The organism is Nocardioides sp. FY1077 (assembly GCF_058681775.1).
Genome location: NZ_JBZWDB010000003.1, coordinates 690,212 through 712,378 on the forward strand (window position 1 = coordinate 690,212; position 22,167 = coordinate 712,378).

The 22,167-nt window shown below is 74.8% G+C and carries 24 protein-coding genes; 7 read left to right on the top strand and 17 right to left on the bottom strand.

Annotated features, from left to right (window positions below):
• Positions 1-3: 3 nt before the first annotated feature.
• Both AC4OR8_RS12805 and AC4OR8_RS12810 read left to right on the top strand, forming a co-directional pair.
• A complete protein-coding gene (locus AC4OR8_RS12805) occupies positions 4-2,607 on the top strand; it encodes a glycoside hydrolase family 65 protein (protein WP_492166421.1) in 2,604 nt (867 codons plus the stop codon).
• A gap of 127 nt (positions 2,608-2,734) precedes the next feature.
• A complete protein-coding gene (locus AC4OR8_RS12810) occupies positions 2,735-3,238 on the top strand; it encodes a DUF2505 domain-containing protein (RefSeq protein WP_492165943.1) in 504 nt (167 codons plus the stop codon).
• Positions 3,239-3,244: 6 nt separating this feature from the next.
• Here AC4OR8_RS12810 and AC4OR8_RS12815 read toward each other — a convergent pair whose 3' ends face one another.
• A complete protein-coding gene (locus AC4OR8_RS12815) occupies positions 3,245-3,481 on the bottom strand; it encodes a hypothetical protein (RefSeq protein WP_492165944.1) in 237 nt (78 codons plus the stop codon).
• Between the two features lie 98 nt (positions 3,482-3,579).
• On the opposite strand from AC4OR8_RS12815, the gene AC4OR8_RS12820 reads away from it, so the two are divergent.
• A complete protein-coding gene (locus AC4OR8_RS12820; protein ID WP_492165945.1) occupies positions 3,580-4,650 on the top strand; it encodes an alkene reductase in 1,071 nt (356 codons plus the stop codon).
• 253 nt (positions 4,651-4,903) lie between these two features.
• Here AC4OR8_RS12820 and pruA read toward each other — a convergent pair whose 3' ends face one another.
• The 3 genes from pruA to AC4OR8_RS12835 are packed head-to-tail and all read right to left on the bottom strand — an operon-like array spanning position 4,904 to position 8,492.
• Positions 4,904-6,532, bottom strand: coding sequence for an L-glutamate gamma-semialdehyde dehydrogenase (gene pruA, locus AC4OR8_RS12825; RefSeq protein ID WP_492165946.1), 1,629 nt, complete (start codon positions 6,530-6,532; stop codon positions 4,904-4,906).
• A gap of 59 nt (positions 6,533-6,591) precedes the next feature.
• Positions 6,592-7,056, bottom strand: a complete 465-nt coding sequence (locus AC4OR8_RS12830) for a DUF6912 family protein (protein ID WP_492165947.1) — start codon at positions 7,054-7,056, stop codon at positions 6,592-6,594.
• A complete protein-coding gene (locus tag AC4OR8_RS12835) occupies positions 7,053-8,492 on the bottom strand; it encodes a WS/DGAT/MGAT family O-acyltransferase (RefSeq protein ID WP_492165948.1) in 1,440 nt (479 codons plus the stop codon). Before AC4OR8_RS12835 ends, AC4OR8_RS12830 begins: the two co-directional genes overlap by 4 nt.
• Before the next feature lie 170 nt (positions 8,493-8,662).
• Between AC4OR8_RS12835 and AC4OR8_RS12840 the strand changes: the two genes are divergently transcribed.
• Together AC4OR8_RS12840 and AC4OR8_RS12845 are read left to right on the top strand one after the other, a co-directional pair.
• A complete protein-coding gene (locus tag AC4OR8_RS12840; RefSeq protein ID WP_492165949.1) occupies positions 8,663-9,115 on the top strand; it encodes a hypothetical protein in 453 nt (150 codons plus the stop codon).
• 2 nt (positions 9,116-9,117) lie between these two features.
• Complete coding sequence (locus AC4OR8_RS12845) at positions 9,118-10,563, top strand: hypothetical protein (RefSeq protein ID WP_492165950.1); 1,446 nt, start codon at positions 9,118-9,120, stop codon at positions 10,561-10,563.
• Positions 10,564-10,602: 39 nt separating this feature from the next.
• Here AC4OR8_RS12845 and AC4OR8_RS12850 read toward each other — a convergent pair whose 3' ends face one another.
• From AC4OR8_RS12850 to AC4OR8_RS12860, 3 genes are read right to left on the bottom strand one after another with little or no spacing between them, the layout of a single operon-like run.
• Complete coding sequence (locus tag AC4OR8_RS12850) at positions 10,603-10,938, bottom strand: YnfA family protein (RefSeq protein WP_492165951.1); 336 nt, start codon at positions 10,936-10,938, stop codon at positions 10,603-10,605.
• Between the two features lie 46 nt (positions 10,939-10,984).
• On the bottom strand, positions 10,985-12,352 hold the full coding sequence (locus tag AC4OR8_RS12855) for a CpaE/TadZ family protein (RefSeq protein WP_492165952.1): 1,368 nt from the start codon (positions 12,350-12,352) through the stop codon (positions 10,985-10,987).
• A gap of 4 nt (positions 12,353-12,356) precedes the next feature.
• Positions 12,357-13,028 carry a hypothetical protein gene (locus AC4OR8_RS12860; RefSeq protein ID WP_492165953.1) on the bottom strand — a complete coding sequence of 224 codons (672 nt, stop codon included), beginning with the start codon at positions 13,026-13,028 and terminating at the stop codon, positions 12,357-12,359.
• A 101-nt stretch (positions 13,029-13,129) separates the two neighbouring features.
• Between AC4OR8_RS12860 and AC4OR8_RS12865 the strand changes: the two genes are divergently transcribed.
• Complete coding sequence (locus tag AC4OR8_RS12865; protein WP_492165954.1) at positions 13,130-13,378, top strand: helix-turn-helix domain-containing protein; 249 nt, start codon at positions 13,130-13,132, stop codon at positions 13,376-13,378.
• A gap of 22 nt (positions 13,379-13,400) precedes the next feature.
• Here the strand turns inward: AC4OR8_RS12865 and AC4OR8_RS12870 are convergent, their stop codons facing one another.
• The 3 genes from AC4OR8_RS12870 to sigE all read right to left on the bottom strand — a co-directional run bounded on the left by AC4OR8_RS12870 (position 13,401) and on the right by sigE (position 16,077).
• Positions 13,401-14,774, bottom strand: coding sequence for a S1C family serine protease (locus AC4OR8_RS12870; protein ID WP_492165955.1), 1,374 nt, complete (start codon positions 14,772-14,774; stop codon positions 13,401-13,403).
• A gap of 116 nt (positions 14,775-14,890) precedes the next feature.
• A complete protein-coding gene (locus tag AC4OR8_RS12875) occupies positions 14,891-15,436 on the bottom strand; it encodes a zf-HC2 domain-containing protein (protein ID WP_492165956.1) in 546 nt (181 codons plus the stop codon).
• Complete coding sequence (sigE, locus tag AC4OR8_RS12880) at positions 15,430-16,077, bottom strand: RNA polymerase sigma factor SigE (RefSeq protein WP_492165957.1); 648 nt, start codon at positions 16,075-16,077, stop codon at positions 15,430-15,432. Before sigE ends, AC4OR8_RS12875 begins: the two co-directional genes overlap by 7 nt.
• A 217-nt stretch (positions 16,078-16,294) precedes the next feature.
• Here sigE and AC4OR8_RS12885 point away from each other — a divergent pair, with 217 nt between their 5' ends.
• Complete coding sequence (locus AC4OR8_RS12885) at positions 16,295-16,936, top strand: O-methyltransferase (RefSeq protein WP_492166422.1); 642 nt, start codon at positions 16,295-16,297, stop codon at positions 16,934-16,936.
• 318 nt (positions 16,937-17,254) lie between these two features.
• On the opposite strand, the gene AC4OR8_RS12890 is transcribed toward AC4OR8_RS12885, so the two are convergent.
• From AC4OR8_RS12890 to dapE, 7 genes are all read right to left on the bottom strand, one after another.
• A complete protein-coding gene (locus AC4OR8_RS12890) occupies positions 17,255-17,605 on the bottom strand; it encodes a hypothetical protein (RefSeq protein WP_492165958.1) in 351 nt (116 codons plus the stop codon).
• A gap of 7 nt (positions 17,606-17,612) precedes the next feature.
• Positions 17,613-19,217, bottom strand: coding sequence for a leucyl aminopeptidase family protein (locus AC4OR8_RS12895; protein ID WP_492165959.1), 1,605 nt, complete (start codon positions 19,215-19,217; stop codon positions 17,613-17,615).
• Positions 19,218-19,224: 7 nt separating this feature from the next.
• On the bottom strand, positions 19,225-19,392 hold the full coding sequence (locus tag AC4OR8_RS12900) for a DUF3117 domain-containing protein (RefSeq protein WP_082499897.1): 168 nt from the start codon (positions 19,390-19,392) through the stop codon (positions 19,225-19,227).
• Positions 19,393-19,531: 139 nt separating this feature from the next.
• The gene (locus tag AC4OR8_RS12905; protein WP_492165960.1) at positions 19,532-19,954 is read right to left on the bottom strand and encodes a hypothetical protein; all 423 of its coding nucleotides are present in this window, start codon (positions 19,952-19,954) and stop codon (positions 19,532-19,534) included.
• 15 nt (positions 19,955-19,969) lie between these two features.
• Positions 19,970-20,299 carry a DivIVA domain-containing protein gene (locus AC4OR8_RS12910; protein WP_492166423.1) on the bottom strand — a complete coding sequence of 110 codons (330 nt, stop codon included), beginning with the start codon at positions 20,297-20,299 and terminating at the stop codon, positions 19,970-19,972.
• Positions 20,299-21,030 (bottom strand): LOG family protein, encoded by a 732-nt coding sequence (locus AC4OR8_RS12915; RefSeq protein WP_492165961.1) that lies wholly within the window; start codon positions 21,028-21,030, stop codon positions 20,299-20,301. Before AC4OR8_RS12915 ends, AC4OR8_RS12910 begins: the two co-directional genes overlap by 1 nt.
• Positions 21,027-22,112 (bottom strand): succinyl-diaminopimelate desuccinylase, encoded by a 1,086-nt coding sequence (gene dapE, locus AC4OR8_RS12920; protein ID WP_492165962.1) that lies wholly within the window; start codon positions 22,110-22,112, stop codon positions 21,027-21,029. Before dapE ends, AC4OR8_RS12915 begins: the two co-directional genes overlap by 4 nt.
• Between the last annotated feature and the right edge of the window lie 55 nt (positions 22,113-22,167).

Consider the following 22,167-nt stretch of genomic DNA (forward strand, 5'->3'; position numbering starts at 1 on the left):
CCGATGGACCGCAACCGGTTCCCGGTCGACCCGTGGCGCCTGGTCGAGCGCTCCTACGACCCCGACGACCTCGGGGTCACCGAGACGCTGTTCACCGTGGCCAACGGCTACCTCGGCATGCGCGGCAACCCGTCGGAGGGCCGCGACGCCTACGCCCACGGCACCTTCGTCAACGGCTTCCACGAGACCTGGCCGATCCGGCACGCGGAGGCCGCCTTCGGCTTCGCCCGCACCGGCCAGACCATCGTCAACGTGCCCGACGCGAAGCTGATGAAGCTGTACGTCGACGACGAGCCGCTCAGCATCGGCACCGCCGACCTCGAGCACTACGAGCGCTCGCTGGACTTCCGCGACGGCGTGCTGCGCCGCAGCCTGGTGTGGCGCACCCCGTCGGGCAAGCGGGTCAAGGTCGACTCCAGCCGCATGGTGTCGATGACCCAGCGCCACCTCGCCGTGATGACGTTCGAGGTCACGATGCTCGAGGGCGACGCACCGATCGTCATCTCCTCGCAGGTGCTCAACCGCCAGGACGGCGAGGACGAGTACCACGTCGCGGCCCACGCGATGGGCGGCGGCGTCGACCCGCGCAAGGCCGCGGCGTTCGCCGACCGGGTGCTGCTCCCCCGGCTGCACTGCGCGACGCCGGAGCGGATGATGCTCGGCTACATGTGCGCCAACTCGGCGATGACCATCGCCGTCGGCGCCGACCACCGCCTCGAGACCGAGGACGACCACGAGGTCATCCTGCGCAGCGACGAGGACCTGACGAAGATGGTGGTGCGCGTCGAGGCCCGCGAGGGCCACACGGTGCGCCTGGAGAAGATGGTGGCCTACCACACCTCCCGCGGGGTGCCCGTGCGCGAGCTGGCCGACCGCTGCGACCGCACCCTCGACCGCGGGGCCGCCCACGGCGTGGCGCACTACCAGGCCGAGCAGCGCGCCTGGTTCGACCGGTTCTGGGCCGCCGCCGACGTCGAGGTGGAGGCCTCCGGTCCCGCGGTCGCCGCCGACGGGCCCCGTGACGGCTCGAGCGGCGAGGAGGTCGCGGCGGTGCAGCAGGGCATCCGCTTCAACCTCTTCTCGCTGGCCCAGGCCAGCGCCCGCGCCGACCAGCAGGGCGTGCCGGCGAAGGGGGTGACCGGCTCGGGCTACGAGGGCCACTACTTCTGGGACTCCGAGATCTACGTCGCGCCGTTCCTCACCTACACCCAGCCCCACCTCGCGCGGAACCTGATGCACTTCCGCACCCGGATGCTGCCCGCCGCGCGCCACCGCGCCCGCGAGATGGCCCACAGCGGGGCGCTGTTCCCGTGGCGCACCATCAACGGCGAGGAGGCCTCGGCCTACTACGCCGCCGGCACCGCGCAGGTGCACATCGACGCCGACATCGCCTACGCCCTCACCCAGTACGTGCACGCCACCGGCGACGTCGGCTTCCTCGTGCGCGACGGCATCGACGTGCTCGTCGAGACCTCGCGCATGTGGGTCGACCTCGGCTTCTGGCGCAGCAACGGGACCCCGTCGTTCCACATCCACGGCGTGACCGGGCCCGACGAGTACACGACGGTGGTCAACAACAACCTGTTCACCAACGTGATGGCCCGCCACAACCTCGAGCAGGCCGTCGCCGCCGTCGAGCTGCTGCGCGAGGAGCACCCCGACGAGCACCGGCGCCTCGTGCACCGCCTGCACCTCGCCGACGCCGAGGTCGAGGAGTGGCGCCGCTGCGCGGCCGGCATGACGATCCCGTTCGACGAGGGTCTCGGCATCCACCCGCAGGACGACTTCTTCCTCGACCGCGAGGTGTGGGACCTCTCCCGCACCCCGCGTGAGCTGCGCCCGCTGCTGCTGCACTACCACCCGCTGGTGATCTACCGGTTCCAGGTGCTCAAGCAGGCCGACGTCGTGCTGGCGCTGTTCCTGCAGGGCGACCGGTTCACCGCGGAGCAGAAGCGCGCCGACTTCGAGTACTACGACCCGATCACCACCGGCGACTCCACGCTCTCGGCGGTGGTGCAGTCGGTGATGGCCGCCGAGGTCGGCTACCACGAGGTGGCCTACCAGTACTTCCTGCAGTCGCTGTTCGTCGACCTGTGCAACCTGCACGGCAACACCGTCGACGGCCTGCACGTCGCCTCCACGGGCGGGGTGTGGAGCGCGCTGGTGTTCGGCTTCGCCGGCATGCGTGACCGCGGACCGCGGCTGTCCTTCGACCCGCGCCTGCCCGACGCGTGGTCCACGCTGCGCTTCCCGGTGACCTGGCGCGGCACCCGCGTGCGGGTCGAGCTCACCGCGAGCGCCATCTGCTTCGCCCTCGACGAGGCCGGCGACGGCGCGGGCGACCCCGCCGAGGTGGAGGTCGTGGTGGCCGGTCACCCGTACGTCGTCAGCGCCGGCACCCCGCTCGTGGTGCCGCTCGACGGGCACGGCGAGCGCCTCGACGGCACCCTCGGCGAGCGCCCGCAGCTCGGCGGCACCCGCTCCGACGGCACCCGCATCACCGCCGGTGTGCCCGACCCGATCTCGTTCGACGACGCCGACGCCCTGCACGTCGAGACCGGCGACGGCCAGGAGGACGCCCCCGGCCCGCACGTGCCGCAGTCGTGAGGAGCGGCCGCCCCGTCCTGCGCCCTGGGCACGGGGCGGCCCGCTGGGGCGGCCCGGGCATGATGGCGCCCGACGGATCCGGCACACGCGCGGGCCGGCACGCGCCGGGGCCGCCGAGAGGTGAGAAGTGACCAAGCGACTCAAGCACGAGCTGACCTACGACGCCCCGATGACCGAGGTCGCCGCCATGCTGGCCGACCCGGCGTTCCGCGAGGAGGTCTGCGACCACCAGAAGGTGCTGCGGCGCACGGTCACCGTGACCCGCAAGGGCACGCGTCCCGAGGACGGGATGGAGGTCGTCATCGACCAGGCGCAGGCCACGCGGGGCCTCCCGTCGTTCGCCACCAAGTTCGTCGGGGAGGAGATCAACATCGTGCAGCGCGAGTCGTGGAGCACCCTCGACCGCGGCGCCATCCACGTCACGATCCCCGGCAAGCCCGGTGACATGAAGGGTGCCGCGACCCTGCGCGAGTCGGGCGGCACCACCACCGAGACCGTCGACCTCGAGGTCAAGGTCGGCATCCCGCTCGTGGGCGGCAAGATCGAGGGCCTCATCGCCGACCTGCTGCTCCGCGCGCTCAAGGCCGAGAACACGGTCGGCCGGCAGTACCTGGCCCGCTCGCCGCGCTGAGCCCCGTCAGGGGTCGTCGAGGGGCCGGTCGTCGCGGGCGGGCCCCGGCACCGGCGGCTCCCTGTCAGCAGCCGCGACCGCACCGGCCTCGGCCCGCTCGGCCCGGTCGGCGCGGCGCCGCAGCGCGACGACGACCCCGAGGACGATGAACGGCCCGAAGGCCAGGGCCACGGTCAGCGCCTGCTCCACCGGGTGCAGCGCGCCGAGGTGCAGCAGCACCAGGAGCGGGGGGTCGATGGCCACGCGCCCATTCTCACCTGGGCGGGTGAGCGCGGAATGGGCCGGGGGGCGCCGCCGGTTGTGCCGGGGCACATCGATCCCCGACGCAGGAGCTGACCCCCGTGACCGACCTCTTCGACACCCTCACCGTGAAGTCCTGGGAGCTGCCCAACCGCCTCGTGATGGCCCCGCTGACCCGCAACCGCGCCAAGGGCACCGTGCCCGGTGACCTGCAGGTGCAGTACTACGCGCAGCGCGCCGGCGCCGGCCTCGTCATCACCGAGGGCTCGCAGCCCAGCGCCCGCGGCCAGGGCTACCTCGACACCCCGGGCTTCCACTCCCCCGAGCAGCTCGCCGGCTGGCGCCGGGTCGCCGACGCCGTGCACGAGAACGGCGGACGCATCGTGGCCCAGCTGATGCACGCGGGCCGGATCAGCCACCCCGACAACACCGGTGGCCAGGAGATCATCGCCCCGAGCGCCCTCGCCGCGCCGGGCGACATGATCACCGCCTCGGGCCCGCAGCCCCACCCCGTGCCGCGTGCACTGGCCACCGACGAGGTGGCCGGCGCGGTGGAGGAGTTCGTCACCGCCGCCCGCAACGCGGTGGAGGCCGGGCTCGACGGCGTCGAGATCCACGCCGCCAACGGCTACCTCATCCACCAGTTCCTGGCCCCGGGCAGCAACCAGCGCGACGACCAGTACGGCGGGTCGCCGGAGAACCGTGCCCGCTTCGCGGTGGAGGTCACGAAGGCCGTCGTCGACGCCATCGGCGCCGACCGCGTCGGCATGCGCATCTCCCCGGCCCACAACATCCAGGGCGCCACCGAGGAGGACCCGGCCGACGTCGAGGCCACCTACACGACGCTGCTGCAGCAGGTCGCCCCGCTCGGCCTGGCCTACCTGTCGGTGCTCGCCGACCCGCGTCTGCCCCTCGTGCAGTCGCTGCGCAAGGAGTTCGGCGGCGTCGTCATCGCCAACGACGGGTTCGCCGCGGTGACCACCCAGGACTCCGCACAGGCCGTGATCGACGAGGACCTCGCCGACGCCGTGGCCGTGGGCCGGCTCTTCATCGCCAACCCCGACCTGCCGACCCGCTGGCAGCGCGGTGCCGAGCTCAACGAGCCCGACTCCGACACCTTCTACGGCGGCGGCGCCGAGGGCTACACCGACTACCCCGCGCTCGGGGCCTGACCCCGACGCACGACGAGGCCCCGCCGGTCACCCGGCGGGGCCTCGTCGTCTGTCAGTGGTCGAGGAGCGAGGGCCTCGACACGTCCTGCGGCGGTCGAGGAGCGAGCGTCTGGCGCGCCCCGCCGCCCCGGGCCCGGCGAGTGCCTGCCCCGCGGCGGTCTCGACGCGCCGTGGCGACCTCGTTCCTCGGTCGCCACGCTCGCTCGACCGGGAAGGCCTGAGGTGGGCCCTCGTTCCGCGGGCCCACCTTGCCCTACCCCATGTACGGGTAGCGGTAGTCCGTCGGCGGGACGAAGGTCTCCTTGATCGAGCGGGGGGAGGTCCAGCGCTGCAGGTTGACCGCGGCACCGGCCTTGTCGTTGGTGCCACTCGCGCGGCCACCGCCGAAGGGCTGCTGGCCGACGACGGCCCCGGTGGGCTTGTCGTTGACGTAGAAGTTGCCGGCGGCGAACCGCAGCTCCTCACGCGCCCAGGCCACCGCGCGGCGGTCCTGCGCGATGATCGCGCCGGTCAGGGCGTACGGCGCGAACGACTCCATCTGGCGCACGACGGCCTCGAAGTCGGCGTCGTCGTACACGTGGACGGTGAGGATCGGCCCGAAGTACTCGGTGGAGAACATCTCGTCGGTGGGGTCGCCGCCCACCACCACGGTGGGCCGCACGAACCAGCCGGTGCTGTCGTCGGTCTGGCCGCCGGCGACCACGTCGAGCCCGTCGGTGGCCTGCGCCCGCTCGATCGCCGCGCGGTGCTTGGCGAAGGCGCGGTCGTCGATGACCGCACCCATGAAGTGGGAGAGGTCGGTGGGGTCGCCCACGCTGATCGCCTCGACCTCGGCCACCAGCTCGTCCTTGATCGTCTCCCACACCGAGCGGGCGACGTAGGCGCGCGAGGCCGCCGAGCACTTCTGGCCCTGGAACTCGAACGCGCCGCGGATCATCGCGGTCAGCACGACGGCGGGGTCGGCGGAGGGGTGGGCGACGATGAAGTCCTTGCCGCCGGTCTCCCCCACGATGCGCGGGTAGGCGCGGTAGCCCGAGATGTTCTCCCCGACGGTGCGCCACAGGTGCTGGAAGGTCGGGGTCGAGCCGGTGAAGTGGATGCCGGCGAGGTCGCGGTGGGCCAGCGCCACCTCGGAGACCTCCAGCCCGTCGCCGGGCAGCATGTTGATGACGCCGGGCGGCATGCCGGCCTCCTCGAGCAGCTCCATCGTCAGCGACGCCGCGAGCTGCTGGGTCGGCGAGGGCTTCCACAGCACGGTGTTGCCCATCAGCGCGGGCGCGGTGGGCAGGTTGCCGGCGATCGCGGTGAAGTTGAACGGCGTGATCGCGTAGACGAAGCCCTCGAGCGGGCGGTGGTCGGTGCGGTTCCACACGCCGGGGCTGTTCGCGATCGGCTGGTCGGTGAGGATCTGCTTGGCGTAGTGCACGTTGAAGCGCCAGAAGTCGATGAGCTCGCACGCCGCGTCGATCTCGGCCTGGAACGCCGTCTTCGACTGCCCCAGCACGGTGGCGGCGTTGAGACGCTGGCGCCACGGGCCGGCCAGCAGGTCGGCGGCCTTCAGCAGGATCGCGCAGCGCTCGTCGATCGGCATGCCCCGCCACCCCGGCGCGGCGTCGGCGGCCGCGGCCACGGCGGCCTCGGCGTCGGCGCGGGTCGACCCGCGGGTCACGCCCAGCACGTGCTGGTGGTCGTGGGGCTGCACCACGCGGATCTCGGCACCCCCGCCCATCCGGGTCTCCCCACCGATGTGGGCCGGCAGGTCGCGCTGCTCGGCCTCCTGGCGGGCGATCTCGGCCTGCAGCGCCTCGCGCTCCGCCGACCCGGGGGCGTAGGTCAGGTTGGGCTCGTTGACGGGGGCCGGGGGGAAGGTGATCGCGTCCATGCGGGCGACTCTAACGAGACCGGGCCCCTGCCCCCGACCCGAGGCGGTGCGGGCCGCCGTCAGGCGGGGTCGAGCAGGTGGCGGATCTCCTGGGTGGCGAACCACGCCAGGTCGTCGTCCTCGGGTGCGTCGTCGACGGGGTCGACGTGGGCGGCGGCGACACGGCGCCACGGCACGTCGGCGGCGACGTCGACGAGCGTCGGGTCCTCGGCGTCGACCGCCGCCGCCGCCGACCCCGGCGAGCCCGCCGGCACCGGAGCGACCAGCGGCGTCACCGACGGCACGTCGACGGCCAGCACGTAGCGCCGCGGCCGGTCGCCCGGCACGGCGAGCGCGCGGGAGGTGGCGGCGGCGGCCATCAGCGCGGCGTACTCCCAACCCTCCTCATCGCCCTCGGGCCACGCCGCACGCAGGGCGTCGGTGACGGCGTGGGCGCGCAGCGGCCCGTCGAGCCGGCCGTCAGCCACCAGCGCGGCCAGCCCGGCCGAGGTGAGCGGCACGTACGCCCGCACCGCCGCGCTCACGTCGACCCGCCCCCGCGGCGCCCGCGCGGCACCCGCGGGCGGGTGCCGGTGACGGTGTCCAGCAGCTCGTCGAGGGCCTCGCGGACGCACTGGCCGAGCAGCTCGGCGTCGGGCACCTTGTCGCGGTCGGCGGTGATCCCGTGGAACACCCCACCGTCGTACGACGTCACGCCGAACGCCAGCGTGTGGCCCGGCGGCAGGGGCGGCACGGGGTAGGTCTCCACCATGCGCGCGCCTGCGGCGTAGAGCGGCGACTGCGGGCCCGGCACGTTGGTGATGCTCAGCTGGGCGCCCCGGCTGGTCTCGGCGTCGGCGACGCGGGTGCCGATGGCGTGGAAGGTCGACGGCGCGAAGCCCGCGATGCCGGCGAGGCGGTTGGCCGCCACCCCCCGGCCGGTCTCCTGGTGGGAGAGGAAGGAGTAGCTGAGCTGGTGCAGCCGCACCACCGGGCTGGCCTCGCCCACCGGCAGCGACACCAGGTGGGGGGCGATCTGGCTGCCCAGCGAGGTGGCTTCGAGCTCGTGGTCGATCACCGAGACCGGCACCACCGCCCGGATCTCCTTCAGCCCGGCCAGCGACTGGTCGCGGGTCATCAGCCAGGCCCGCAGACCCCCGGCGATGGTCGCCAGGATCACGTCGTTGACCGTGCCGCCGTGCACGTCGCGCACGCGGCGGTAGTCGGCCAGGCGGGTCGACACCGAGACCACGCGGCGCTGCTGCGAGCGCCGTCCGTTGATCGGCGTCTCGGTCTCGGCGCGGCGCCCCGTGAGCCCGCCCACCACGCGACCGGCCCGGTCGAGGACGCCGGCGGCGGTGCGCCCGGCGGTCGTCGAGCTGCTGCGCAGGGTGTCGACTACGGTGCTGCGGCTGCGCAGGGTGTCACCGACCGCCTCAGCCAGCAGCACCGGCGCCGAGGGGCGGCCCGCGGCGGCCCAGTCGTCGCCGCCCAGCAGCTTGGGCTCGGGGGTGGTGTCGAGGAGCACCTGCGCGAGGTCGACGGTGTCGATGCCGTCGACGAGCACCTGGTGCGACTTGTACAGCAGCGCCACCCGCCCCTCCGCGAGACCCTCCACGAAGTAGACCTCCCAGAGGGGCCGGCTCCGGTCGAGCGGGCGGGCCACGATGCGCGCCACCAGCTCCTGCAGCTGCGCCGCGCTGCCGGGCCGGGGCAGGGCGGAGCGCCGTACGTGGTAGCCGAGGTCGAAGCGGTCGTCGTCGACCCATACCGGGTTGGCCAGGTGCCCGGGCACGCTCTGCACCCGCTGGCGGTAGCGCGGCACGAACGAGATGCGGTCGGAGATCAGCTCGACGAGGCGGTCGTGGTCGAGGTCGGAACCGGCCGGGTCGAAGATCTCGACCGTGGCGTTGTGCCGCGGGGTCGTCAGGGTCTCCCCGGCCAGGAAGGCCAGGTCGCGCGACCGCAGACGCTCGCTCATCGGTGCCTCCCGGTGCAGGTGGTGACGCCGTCGGGGCGACGTCGAGGGGTCGGCCCCGGGCGGGGCGACCTTGGTCAGTCGTGCGATTCTGTCAGAGGCCCGGACAGGTCCGGGTCGCCGACCACGAGCCGTCGGCCCCCTCTCTCCCCCACCGAAGGAACCCCGTCCCCATGCGCCTCCTGGCCTCGTCCGCCACCCTCGTCTGCGTCCTGCTCCTCGCCAGTGGGTGCGGCGACGCCGAGACCGCCGGCGACCTGCAGGACGTGGAGGCCAACACCTCCTCGGCGGAGGCCTCGGCCAGCGCCGACGGCTCGGTGGGCGCGGCACCCGAGGGCGGCAGCGGCGAGAGCGGGACCAGCGACGGCACGGTCGTCGCGATCACCTTCGAGGGCGACTCCGTCAGCCCGCGCGCCGAGCGCCTGCAGGTGCCGGTCGGTGAGCCGGTGACGTTCGCGATCACCGCCGACGCGCCCGGCGAGCTGCACGTGCACTCGACGCCGGAGCAGGAGCTGGCCTACGACACCGGCACCACCGAGCTGCAGGTCACCTTCGACCAGCCCGGCGTCGTCGAGGTCGAGTCGCACGACCTCGGCCAGGTCGTCGTCCAGCTCGAGGTCTCCTGAGCGTGCCGGCCCTGCCCGGGCTCGGCGTCGTCCTCGGCACCCACCTCTCCGACGAGCGCGTCGTCGAGGCCCACGGCATCGGCGGCGCCAAGGACCTCCCGATCTCGCCGGAGCTGGCGATCGCCGGCGCCGTCGCCGCGCTCACCGTCTCCTTCACCGTCCTGGCCGTCGCGTGGCGCACCCCGCGCTACGACGCCGCGACCAGTGGGCGCCCCGCCCCCGCGCTGCTGGCGCGGGTGGTCGACTCCACCGCCTGGCGGGTCGCGCTGCGGGTGGCCGGCTTGGCGGTCTTCGCGTGGGCGGCCTTCGCCGCCGTGCTCGGCCGCGACCTGGTGCTCAACCCCTTCTTCGGCATCTTCTACGTCTGGCTCTGGGTCGGGCTGGTCCCGGCCTCGGTGCTGCTCGGTCCGGTGTGGAAGGCCGTCAGCCCCGTGCGCACCGTCAACCTCGCCTTCGCCAAGATCTCCGGCGGCGACCCCGACGTCGGCGTGTTCCGCTACCCCGAGCGGCTCGGCTACTGGCCGGCGGCACTCGGCCTGTTCGCCTTCGTGTGGCTCGAGCTGGTCTACCCCTACTCCACCGAGCTCGGCCCGGTGCGGCTGTGGGCGGCGGTGTACGTCGCCGCGATGCTGCTCGGCGGCGCGCTGTTCGGCAACACCTGGTACGAGCGCGGCGACCCGTTCGAGGTCTACTCCTCGCTGGTCGCCAAGCTGTCGGTGTGGGGCCGCCGCGACGGCGTCCTGCTGGTGCGCAGCCCGCTGGCCAACCTCGACTCCGTGGAGGCCCGTCCGGGCCTGGTGGCGGTGGTCGCGATCCTCTTCGGCAGCACCGCCTTCGACTCCTTCAAGGACTCCCTGCGGTGGGTCTCCTTCCTCCAGGACACCTCCTGGATCAGCACGCGGTCGTGGGCGCCCGACGTCGCGAACAACGTGGCGCTGCTGGTGTTCTGCGGCGGCGTGGGCCTGGTCTTCGCCGCGGCCACCATGGCCACCGGCGTCCACGACACCCCTGACGCGAGCAGGGCCGTCGTCGAAGGTCGTGAGGGACGCCTGGCCGCTGCGGTCCGGGCCCGCCGACACCTGCCGACGCTGTTCGCGCACTCCATCGTGCCGATCATCGTGGGCTACATCGTGGCCCACTACCTCTCGTACTTCGTCGAGTACGGCCAGGAGACGCTGCGCCAGGCCAGCGACCCCCGCAGCAACGGCTCCGACCTCCTCGGGACCGCGGGCTACGAGGTCAACTACTGGCTCTCCTACCACCCGACCTTCCTCGCGGTCACCAAGGTGGCCGCCGTGGTGGCCGGGCACGTGCTCGGCGTCGTGGCCGCCCACGACCGTGCCGTGCGGCTGCTGCCGGCGCGCCACCAGCTCACCGGGCAGCTGCCGCTGCTGGTGGCGATGGTGGCGTTCACCGTCGGCGGGCTCTACCTGCTCTTCGCCGGCTGAGCCGCAGGTCGTCCCACCCGGGCCGGGGACCGGGCCCGCTCAGGCGTCGCGCGGGGCGTACATGATCACCGCGACGCCCACCAGGCACAGCCCGGCTCCGGTGAGGTCCCACCGGTCGGGGCGGAACCCGTCGAGCGCCATGCCCCACGCCAGCGACCCCGCCACGAACACCCCGCCGTACGCCGCCAGCACCCGCCCGAAGCTGGGGTCGGGCTGCAGCGTGGCGACGAAGCCGTAGGCGCCGAGGGCCAGCAGCCCGCCGAGCACCCACAGCACCCCGCGCTGCTCGCGCACGCCCTGCCACACCAGCCACGCGCCGCCGATCTCGGCGAGGGCGGCGAGCAGGAAGAGAGGCAGCGAGCGGGCGACGTCCACGCGCCCATGCTCCCACCCGCGGCGCGCGGCGGAGCGAGGCGACGACTCAGCGCGCGACGGCGCCGCGGCGCTGCTCCCGGCGGTGGCCCCGTCGACCCCGGCGGCCCGGGGCCGCCCCGGGCAGCGGCACCAGCGCATCGGCCAGGGAGCCCAGCGCCCGCACCAGCGGCGTGTCGCCGCTCTCGGCCAAGGTGCGGCCCGCCACGACCGCCCGGTCGACGCCGGCGCGGTCGTCGGGCAGGAAGTGCAGCCCGCCCACCCGACCGAACCCGGTGACCATGCCGGCGACGTCCTTCTCGCTCCAGCCGAGCGTGGGGCGCATCCGGTTGACCACGACGTGCACCGCCGCGCCCGCGCGCCGCTCGTGCAGGTCGACCAGGCCCCGGGCGAGCCGCGAGAGCCCCACCGGGTCGGCGGTGCCGACGACCACCACCTCGTCGGCGACGTCGAGGGCGGCGAGCGTGAGGTGGTTGCGCCCGGGGCGGCCGGCGGCCTCGGCGGCGAGGTCCTCCTCGAGGCTGAAGCCGGTGTCGACGACGACCTGCGCCCGCTCGCGGCCGACCTCGAGCAGGTGCTCCAGCGCGCCGGCGCGCACCTCGACCCACCGCTCGGCGCGGGGCAGGCCGGTGACGACCGACAGGTGGTCGCCGAGAGCGCGCTGCACGCTGGTGAACCGCTCCTGCAGCACACCCGACGACGCCAGCCGCGCGGCGGCGAGCAGGCCGGAGACCTCGTCGAGCACCCCGAGCTGCTGCGCGACGGCGCCGCCGTAGGGGTCGGCGTCGACGAGCACGGTGGAGAGCCGACGGCGGGCCAGGACGGCGGCGAGGCCGGCGGCGACGGTGGTGCGGCCCGGGGCGCCCCCGGGTCCCCACACCGCGACGACGCGTCCGGGCGGGCCCGGCGGCTCGGCCGGACCGGTCGGCCGGGGCGGCTCGGCGCCGTCGTCCAGCGAGCCCGGTGGCGCCGTCGCGAGCGCCTCCGGCGACCTCAGGGACCCCGACGGCGGGGGCGTGCCGGCCGGGCGGGTCGGGGGCGGCGACTCCTCCGGGGTGGTGACGGCGTCGGGCAGCGACTCGAGGCGGGTCTCGGGCACCAGCGTGACGACGCCGACCCGCGAGGCCCGCAGCCGCGCCGTCTCCGGGGGCACCGCCGCCGGCACCACCGCCACCGGCCGCACGCCGTGACGGCGCAGGTGGTCGACCGCGGCGAGGTCGAGGCCCGGTGCGTCGAGCCCGAGGACGGCGACGTCGGCCTGGCCGGCCGACGCCGAGGCGAGCAGGTCGTCGACGTCGACGCAGCGCTTGAGCACCACCACCCCCGGGCGGGCGTTGAGACGGGTCAGGGCCGGGGACTCCCAGGTGGCCCCGGCCGCCGCGACCAGGACCACCGTCGGGGTGTCGAGGGTGCCCACGGGCTCAGCCGTGCACCAGGACGGTGACGACGGGGTCGCCCACGGCGGCGACCAGCGCGAACCAGCGCTCGGCCTGCTCGGGAGTCATCGCGACGTCGAGCCGCTGCCGACCCGAGGCGGCGAACCCGCCGGAGTCGGCGGCGACGTCGACGACGGTGAGCTCGGCGAGCGGCTCGAGACCGCCGCGGCGTGCGCCGCCTGCGCCGGGGTCGGCGCCGGCGGGGTCGACCAGCTGCAGGTCGACCACCGCACCGCGGGCGATGGCGCTCGGCACCCGCTCGGGGTCGACCGCGACCGGCACCACCAGCACGTCGGCGGCGTCGGCGGGGCCCACCGCGGCGCGTGGCAGCAGCTCACCGGAACCGACGCCGCGGGTGAGGGCGAGGTCGGCGGGCAGCTCGTCGTCGGCGGTGTAGTAGCGCCCGAGGTCGTCGGTGTCGGCGAAGCGCACCTGGCGCGCCACCAGGTCGTCGGCCTCCACGGGCTGGCCCGGACCCAGGTCGCCGGCGGCGGCCCAGACCGCGACGGTGTCGTCGGCGGCGGCCAGCAGCCGCGCACCCAGCACGACGGAGGCCGCCACGATCACCACGCCGACCCACAGGCGCGGGTCCTTCCACCCCGGTGGGGCCGCGCGCGCGGCGGGGGGCGGTGACAGCGGGTCCCGAGTCCTGGCCACGGCGCCATCATGCCCCTCGCGCGGCGTTCCACGCCTGCGCTCTCCACAGCCCCCCGCCACCGGTCGTGGCTGCGTCGGGGAGGGGGTGCGACGATGGGCCCATGCCGACCCCGCGGTTCCTCACGCTGGCCGACGTCGCCGAGGTGCTCAACACCTCGAGCGCCCAGGTCTACGCCCTGGTGCGACGCGGCGACCTGGTGGCGATCAAGATCGGCGGGCGCGGGCAGTGGCGCGTGGAGGCGGCCGAGCTCGAGAAGTTCATCGAGCGCATGTACGCCGAGACCCGCACGTTCGTCGACGAGCACCCCTACGTCGAGGCCTCCCTCGACCGCGAGGGCCCCGAGGCCTGAGCGCGCGGCGTGGCCTACGCCGTCAGCCGACCTCGGCGCGCAGCGTGATCGACACCGTGCGCTCCTCGCCACCGCGGGTGACGAGGAAGTCGATGGTCTCGCCCGGCTGGTGGGAGCGGATGTTGACGATCAGCGAGATGCCGTCGGTGACGCGGTCGCCGTCGACGGCGGTGACCAGGTCGCCCTTCACCAGGCCTGCCTCGGCAGCGGCGGACTCCTCGACGATGCGGCTCAGCGTGGCGCCCCGGCCGTCGTCCGCGGCGACGTCGACCTCGGCACCGATCACCGGGTAGCTCGCCTCGCCGGTGCGCAGGATCTGGTCGGCGGTGACGCGCACCTGCTCCACCGGGATGGCGAACCCGACGCCGATGTTGCCCGACTCCCCGCCCAGCCCGCCGCCGGTGGTGGCGATGGCGGAGTTCACGCCGACGACCTGGCCCAGCATGTTGACCAGCGGGCCCCCGGAGTTGCCCGGGTTGATCGCGGCGTCGGTCTGCACGGCGTTGATGTAGGAGGAGACGTCCTCGGACTGTCCGGTGGTCACCGGGCGCTGGAGGGCCGAGACGATGCCGGCGGTGACGGTGGAGCTCAGGCCCAGCGGGGACCCGAAGGCCACCACGGTCTCGCCCACCCGCAGCTTGCCCGACGCGCCCAGCGAGGCCGGCTCGAGGTCGGTGGCGTCCTCGCTGTAGAGCACCGCGAGGTCGTAGACGGGGCTGCGCCCGACCACCGTGGCGTCGTAGCGGTTGCCCTCCTCGTCGACGATCTCGATCGGGCCGTCGTCCTCGGCGGCACCGGCCACGACGTGGTTGTTGGTGACGATGTGGCCCTGCCGGTCGAGCACGAAGCCCGAGCCGGTCGCCCCGCCGGCGGTGCCCTCGAACTCCGCCACGATCTGCACGGTGCTGGGCAGCAGCTGGTCGGCGACGGCGGCCACCGTGCCGGCGTCGGCCTCGGTCAACGGGGCCTCCGAGACGGTGTCGACGCCCTCGAGGCCGCTGGCGACGGTGCCGCTGCCGGACTCGTCGTCGCGCAGGTTCTCGTAGCCCACGCTGCCGGCGACCCCGCCGAGCACGCCGACCACGAGCGCCACGGCCGCGACCACGGGCCACACCCAGCCGCTCACCCGGCCCTTGGGCGCCTTCTGGCGCGAGCCCGGCTCACCGGGGTGCAGCGGCTGGCCGGGCTGGTGGGGCTGGCCGGGCTGGGCGCCGTACGGCTGGGTGGCGCCGGCGGGCGCGGGGTAGCCGCCCCACGGCTCGCGGTAGGGCGCGGGCTGCTGCTGGGGAGCCGGCCAGGACGCCCCCGGGCCGGTCCCGGTGTCCCCGGGGCCCGTCGAGGGCAGCGGCGCCGTCGGCTCGCTGTCGGCAGGTCCGGTCCGGCGCTCGTCGTCCACCTGCACATCATGCCGGGCGGCCCGCAATCAAGGCAGGCCCACAGGGGTGGGCCGGCGGTGGTCCGAGGTGGTCCGGCGGTGGTCCGGCGGTGGTCCGGCGGTGGTCCGGCGGTTGCTCAGCGCTCGCGCACGGCCATCGCCGAGGCGGCGGAGAACCCCATCACCGGGCCCGTCACCGGCCCGAGGGCGGGTGCGACGCCGAGCAGGGCGCCGGGACGGCCCGACGGCTGCGTGCGCACCGGGGTGGGCGAGCCCGACGGGGTGGTGATCGAGGTGGTCGGCGGCTGCCGGTCGACCGGGCCGCTCGGCACGGCGCCGAGCGCCAGCACGCCGAGCACGGCCGCGCCGACGGCCCCGCCGCCGATGGCCACGGCGCCCGACGTACGCCGGGCGCGTCCGGCCGGTGCGGTGGCCCAGGTGGCGGCGGGCACCGCCGGCTGGTCGGGGCCGCCGCGCAGGGAGCACTTCAGCGTGGTGGGGGCCGAGCGGGCGGAGGCCTCACCGAGGCCGGAGAGCCGGGTCTTCACCCACCCCTCGTGCTCGACGAGGTCGCGGCAGGCGTGGCAGCCGTGCACGTGGGCCCAGGCCCGCTCCTCCTCCTCGGGGGGCAGCTGGCCGTCGAGGAGCGCGCTGACGCGGGAGCCGAGGTGGCCGATCACCACGACGCCCCACCGGCGAGGCGCGGGACCGCGACGGCGTCGCCGGCCGGCCCGGAGTAGCGCACGCGACCGGCCGCGGGGGCCCGGTGGGACAGGGCGGTGCGCAGCATGGCGCGCCCGCGGTGGATGCGGGACCGCACGGTCCCGAGCTTGGCGTCGAGGATGCCGGCGATCTCCTCGTAGGAGAGGCCCTCCACGTCGCAGAGCACGACGGCGGCACGGAAGTCGGGCGGCAGGGTGGCCAGCGCCCGCTCGATGTCGTCGTCGAAGTGCCGGTCGGCGTACGCGACCTCGGGGGCGGGGCTGCTGCTGGTGATCCGGTCGGCGCGCTCGTCGGAGAGGGCGTCGAAGCGGATGCGCTGCTTGCGGCGGGCCTGGTCGAGGAACAGGTTGGTGGTGATGCGGTGCAGCCAGCCCTCGAAGGTGCCTGGGGTGTAGCCGTCGAGGGAGCGGAACACGCGCACGAACACCTCCTGCGTGAGGTCCTCGGCGTCGTGGCGGTTGCCGGTCAGGCGGTAGGCGAGGCGGTAGACGCGGTCGGAGTGGCGCTCCACGACCTCGTCCCAGGTCGGGACGGCGTCGGGCTCGAGCGGCCCGTCACCTGTGCCTGGCTCCACCGTGGTCTCCTTCGACCTGCGCCGCATGTCGTCCTCTCCTGCACCCTAGGGCTCCCGGCTGAGGAAACCCTGTGAGACCGCCCCTGACCCTCGGGCCCGGCACCGTCGCCGCTGTCACCGGTCACAACGTCTGGTCGCTGTGCGGCGTTCCCGCCTGGCGTACGACGGCGCCGGCAGGCGATAGGTTGGGCCCCCACGCGCCACCCGACGCACCCGCCCCCAGGAGGCCGCCATCACCACGCCGATCACCGCCGCGAGCTGGTCCCACGCCGAGCACCACGTCGTCGAGGACGACGTGGTCGCCGCGGCCCGCGCGCGGGCCGACGAGGTCGGCGTCGTGGCGATCAGCCCCGGTGGCGGCGCCGCGCTGCGGTTCCTCGCCTCGGTGCTCGACGCCCGCGCCGTCGTCGAGATCGGCACCGGCACCGGCGTCTCCGGCCTGTGGCTGCTGCGCGGCATGCGCTCCGACGGGGTGCTCACCACCGTCGACGTCGAGGCCGAGCACCAGCGCCTGGCCCGCCAGGGCTTCACCGAGGCCGGCATCCCCAGCCAGCGCGCGCGCACCATCTCCGGCTCCGCGCTCGACGTCCTCCCCCGGCTGACCGACGGCCACTACGACCTGGTGTTCTGCGACGGCGACAAATCGGAGTACTCCGCCTACCTCGCCGAGGCCATGCGGCTGCTGCGCCCCGGCGGCGTTGTCTGCTTCGACAACGCCCTGTGGCACGACCGCGTCGCCGACCCCGCCCGGCGCGACCCCGAGACCGTCGCGATCCGCGAGCTCGGCAAGGAGGTCGCCGCCCACGAGGGCCTGCTGTCGGTGCTGCTGCCCGTGGGCGACGGGCTGCTGTGCGCCAAGAAGGTCTGGGACCCCGACTCGGTCTGACCCCGGCCCTCGCCAGTCCTGCACGGGTCTCGGCCGCCCCGCGGGCCCGGACGTCATACGAAACGTGGGTGCGACCCCACCATCCGCATGACGCACCACCCCGCCCGCCGGCCAGCCCCGTCCCACGGCCCGGACGTCATACGAAACGTGGGTGCGACCCCACCATCCGCATGACGCACCACCCCGCCCGCCGGCCAGCCCCGTCCCACGGCCCGGACGTCATACGAAACGTGGGTGCGACCCCACCATCCGCATGACGCTCCACCCCGCCCGCCGCGGAGGCGACCGAGCGGTCGAGTCGGTGGGAAGGGACGACGGTCAGTAGCGCGGGCGGGCGTCGAAGCCGTCCCAGCCCTCGGCGACCGCCACGACGGCCCACGACTCGACCACCGTCGGGGCACTGCCGATCATCCGGCTGCCGGGCGAGACGTCGGCGGTGGCGGCGAAGGTCTCCTGGAAGGCCGCACGGGCCTCGTCGGTGGCGAAGACGTAAGTGCCCTCGAACCACTCCCCCGAGCGCATCCGCCAGGTCTTCCAGCGCAGGCCGTCCATGCCGGTGAACCGGGCGTGGCTGGTGTCGGCGACGAAGTCGGCGAGCTCCGCCTCGGCACCGGGAGGTGCGTCGGCCAGCGACCAGCGCACGGTGAGCCCCAGGTGGCCGACGCTCACCGCCGGCTCACCGCGCCGCGCCGGCGCCGGCGCCGATGCCTGAGAGCGGGTCGTCGCTGCCGAGCCACGCCAGCAGGGTGCGGGCACCGAAGCCGGTGGGGCCGGCGGTCCACTCGTGGACGTCGGAGGGCGCGTCGCCGGCCGAGGCGATGTCGAGGTGTGCCCACGGCACGTCGCCCACGAAGTGCTGCAGGAACAGCGCCGCGGTGATCGCGCCGGGCCCGCCGCCGGCGTTGTCGGCGTCGGCCACCTTCGAGGCGATCTTCTCCTCGTAGACCTCGGCGAGCGGGAAGCGCCAGAACGGCTCGCCGGCGCGCTCGGCGGCCCCGGCCACCGCGGTGGCGAGGCCCTCGTCGTTGGCGAAGTAGCCGCCGGTGCGCTGCCCCAGGGCCACCTTGATCGCGCCGGTGAGGGTGGCGACGTCGACCATCGCGGCCGGGCCGACCTCGCTGGCGGCGTACGCCAGGGCGTCGGCCATCACCAGGCGCCCCTCGGCGTCGGTGTTGGTGACCTCGGAGGTGCGTCCGCCCCAGTGGCGCACGACGTCGCCGGGGCGGATCGCGTTGCCGGAGACGGCGTTCTCGGCGGCGGCGACGAGGCCGACCACCTTCACCGGGCAGCCGACCGCGGCCAGCTCGGCCATCGTGGCGATGACGACGGCACCGCCGGTCATGTCGCGCTTCATCGTGGTCATCGCCTCGCCGGGCTTGATGGACAGCCCGCCGGTGTCGAACGTGATGCCCTTGCCGACCAGCACGACGGTCGGCGTCCGGCGCCCGGCACCGCGCGGGGTGTAGTCGAGGCGCACCAGCCGGGGCGGGGTGGCCGAGGCCTGCCCGACGCCGACGATGCCGCCGAAGCCCTCGGCGGCGAGCTGGTGCTCGTCCCAGACGCGGACGTCGAGACCCGCCTCGGCGGCCACGGCCTGCGCCTGCTCGGCCAGCCAGGCGGGGTTCTTCAGGTTCGAGGGAACGGTGGCGAGCATCCGCGCCCGCCAGCCGGCGCGGCCCACGGCTAGGGCACGCGCGAGCACGGGCGCCTCGGAGTCGGGCAGGCCGGTCAGCACGACGCGCTCGACCGGCCCGGAGGCCGGCGGCTCGGACTTCCAGTGGAAGACGAACGACGCCAGCACCAGGCCGACGACGAACGCCTCGAGCCCCTCGGGCCCGCAGACCGTCGGCACCGACGTGGCGACCCCCGAGCGGCCCTTGGTGGCCCGGGCCAGCGCGGCACCGGCACGGCGCAGGTCGGTGGGCGTCTGGCGCCCCGTGCCGACGAGCAGCAGCAGGCGCAGCTCGTCGTGGTCGGGCCCCCCCAGCGGCACCGGCAGCCGGACCACCTCCCCCGCCTTGCCGGTGGCCTTCTCGGCCTCCAGCAGGGCGACCAGGTCGACGCCGAGCGCCTCGGCGACCTCGTCGGCGCCAGGCCCCAGCAGCAGCCGGGGGCCGTCGTCGGTGTCGGTTCCAGCGGGCTCGTCGGCCTGCAGGACCGGCAGCGCGACGACCTCGGCGTCGGCGACCCCGAGCGGTGAGAGGTCGCTGAGCACGAAGGTCGGCGGGGTGACCTGGTCGGGGAGGGTGGGCCCGGATGTCGGAGCCGTCGTGGGGGGCATCAGCCGGTCAGCCGACGACGTCCTTGAGGGCGTCGCCGAGATTCCCGGCCTCCTCGGCATTGAGCTCGACCACCAGTCGGCCACCACCCTCGAGCGGGACGCGCATGACGATGCCGCGTCCTTCCTTGGTGACCTCCAGCGGACCGTCGCCCGTCCGTGGCTTCATGGCCGCCATCCGGCACCTCTTCCCCACATATGTCGTGATCTCACGTGTGCTCGCCGACGCCGCGGGTGCGGCCCGGTCTCGCCAGACCATTATCCCCCATGACGTGAGCGGGCGTCAGCAGCACCCACCGGACGGCGCGCGCGAGGCCTCAGACGGCCGCGGTGAGGTAGGCCCAGGTGAACACCGCGACACCGGCCGCCAGGCCGAGGTGGGCCAGCACGGAGAGCCACGGGCCGCGCGACCAGGCGTCGCGGCGGACCTCCCCGGCGTGCCGGCCCCTGCTGGGCAGCCACCGCGCGAGGACCAGCAGACCCGCGAGCGCGACCACCCACCACAGGCCCAGCGCCACCACGCCCACCAGCGCGCCGCCGGCGGCGGTGTCGGCGCCGGCCACCAGGAACAGCGTCCAGACGACCACCGCCAGCAGCCCGGCCACGGTGTGCACGAGCAGCAGCCGGGCGGGGACCTCGTGGCGTCCGCCGCCCCCGGTGCTGCCCAGGCGCAGCCGGGTCAGCACGACGACCACCGCCGCGAGGGCGGTCAGGACGTGGACGAGGACCTCGGTCGACACGCGGGTGAGTGTGCCCTACGGCTGCGCCGCGCCACCACGCCCGTCGCCACCGACGCCACCCCGCCCGTCACCCCGCCCGTCGTACGGCGGGGCACCGGCGGCGGGGCGCTGCTCGAGCTCTCGGGCCAGCCGGTCGAGGAGCGCGTCGACGTCGCCCATGCGGTAGCCGCGGAACGCCAGGGGGAAGCGCGCAGCGCGCAGGTCGGCGCCGGTGAGGGCGCGGCCGGTCGGCACGTCGACGTCGGGGCGGTCGCCGTGCTCGGGGGCGAGCGGGGCGCCCCGGCCGGCCGCGACCAGCGCCACCCCACCGAGCAGCAGCACCGTCAGCACGGCGAGGAACCACATCACGGCGCCGGCTCCTGGCGGGCGCGCACCATGAGCTCGACAGCCTCGTCGAGGTCGTCGGTGAGCACCATCATGTCGAGGTCGGCCTGGGAGATCTTGCCGTCGGCCAGCACGGTGTCGCGCAGCCAGCCGAGCAGTCCCGACCAGTAGTCGACGCCGAGGAGCACGATCGGGAACTGCGTGACCTTGCGGGTCTGCACCAGCGTGAGCGCCTCGAAGAGCTCGTCCAGGGTGCCGAGCCCACCGGGCAGCACCACGAAGCCCTGGGCGTACTTGACGAACATGGTCTTGCGGGCGAAGAAGTAGCGGAAGTTGACCCCGACGTCGACCCAGTCGTTGAGGCCCGACTCGAAGGGCAGCTCGATGCCGAGGCCCACGCTGACCCCGCCGGCACCGCTCGCACCCTTGTTGGCGGCCTCCATGGCACCGGGCCCGCCGCCGGTCATCACGGCGAAGCCGGCCGCCACGAGCCGGCGTCCGAGCTCCTCGCCGAGGGCGTACGACGGGTGCTCGGCCGGGGTGCGCGCCGAGCCGAAGACCGCGACGGTGGGCCCGAGCTCGGCGAGCGCGCCGAAGCCCTCCACGAACTCCGCCTGGATGCGCAGCACCCGCCACGGGTCGGTGTGCACCCAGTCCGCGGACCCGCCGGAGTCGAGCAGCCGCTGGTCGGTGGTGGTGCCGTCGACCTGGTCGCGCCGCTGCACCACCGGTCCCTTGAACTTGTACCTCACTGCGCTCCCCCCTGCAGCCACGTCGCCAGCTGCTGCTCGCAGCGCACGACGTCGGCGACCGGCACGTGCTCCTCCTGCGTGTGGGCCAGCAGCGGGTCGCCGGGCCCGAAGTTGACCGCCGGCACGCCGAGGGCGGAGAAGCGGGCCACGTCGGTCCAGCCGAACTTCGGGGCGACGACGCCGCCGACCGCCGCCACGAACGCTCGCGCGGCGGGGCGGTCGAGCCCCGGCAGGGCGCCCGGCGCGGTGTCGGTGAGGGTGACGTCGAAGCCGGCGAACACCTCGCGCACGTGCGCCTCGGCCTCGGCCTCGGAGCGGTCGGGGGCGAAGCGGTGGTTGACCTCGACCACGCACTCGTCGGGCACGACGTTGCCGGCCACGCCGCCACGCACCGCGACGGCGTTGAGCCCCTCGTGGTACTCCAGCCCGTCGATCACCGGGCGCCGCGGCTCGTAGGCGGTCAACCGGGCCAGCACCTCGCCGGCGGCGTGGATCGCGTTGACGCCGCGCCAGCTGCGCGCGGAGTGCGCCCGGGCCCCGGTGGTGCGCACGTCGACGCGCAGGGTGCCCTGGCAGCCCGCCTCCACCGAGGCGTTCGACGGCTCCATCAGGATCGCGAAGTCGCCAGCCATCAGGTCGGGGTCGGAGGCGCCGAGCAGCTCGAGGCCGTTGAAGCGGGCGTCGATCTCCTCGGCCTCGTAGAGGATGTAGGTGACGTCGCGCACCGGCGCCGTCACGGTGGCCGCGAGCCGCAGGATCACCGCGTCGCCGCCCTTCATGTCGCAGGTGCCGAGCCCGTGGAGCAGTCCGGCGTCCGCGTCGAGGCGGCTGGGGAAGTTGTCGTTGACCGGGACCGTGTCGAGGTGGCCGGCGATCACCACGCGCTCGGCGCGTCCGAGGTCGGTGCGCGCCACCACGGTGTTGCCGCGCCGCACGACGCTGAGGTGGGCCAGGCCCGACAGGGCGGTCTCCACCGCGTCGGCGATGGCCTGCTCGCCGCGGCTCACCGACTCGATGTCGCACAGCTGCCGGGTGAGGGTGACGACGTCGGCACCCAGGTCGAGGGAGGGGGTGGTCGGCATGCGGTCAGTCAACCAGCCGCCGCGGCGCTGCGGCCGGGACGTCGCCCGGGGCGTC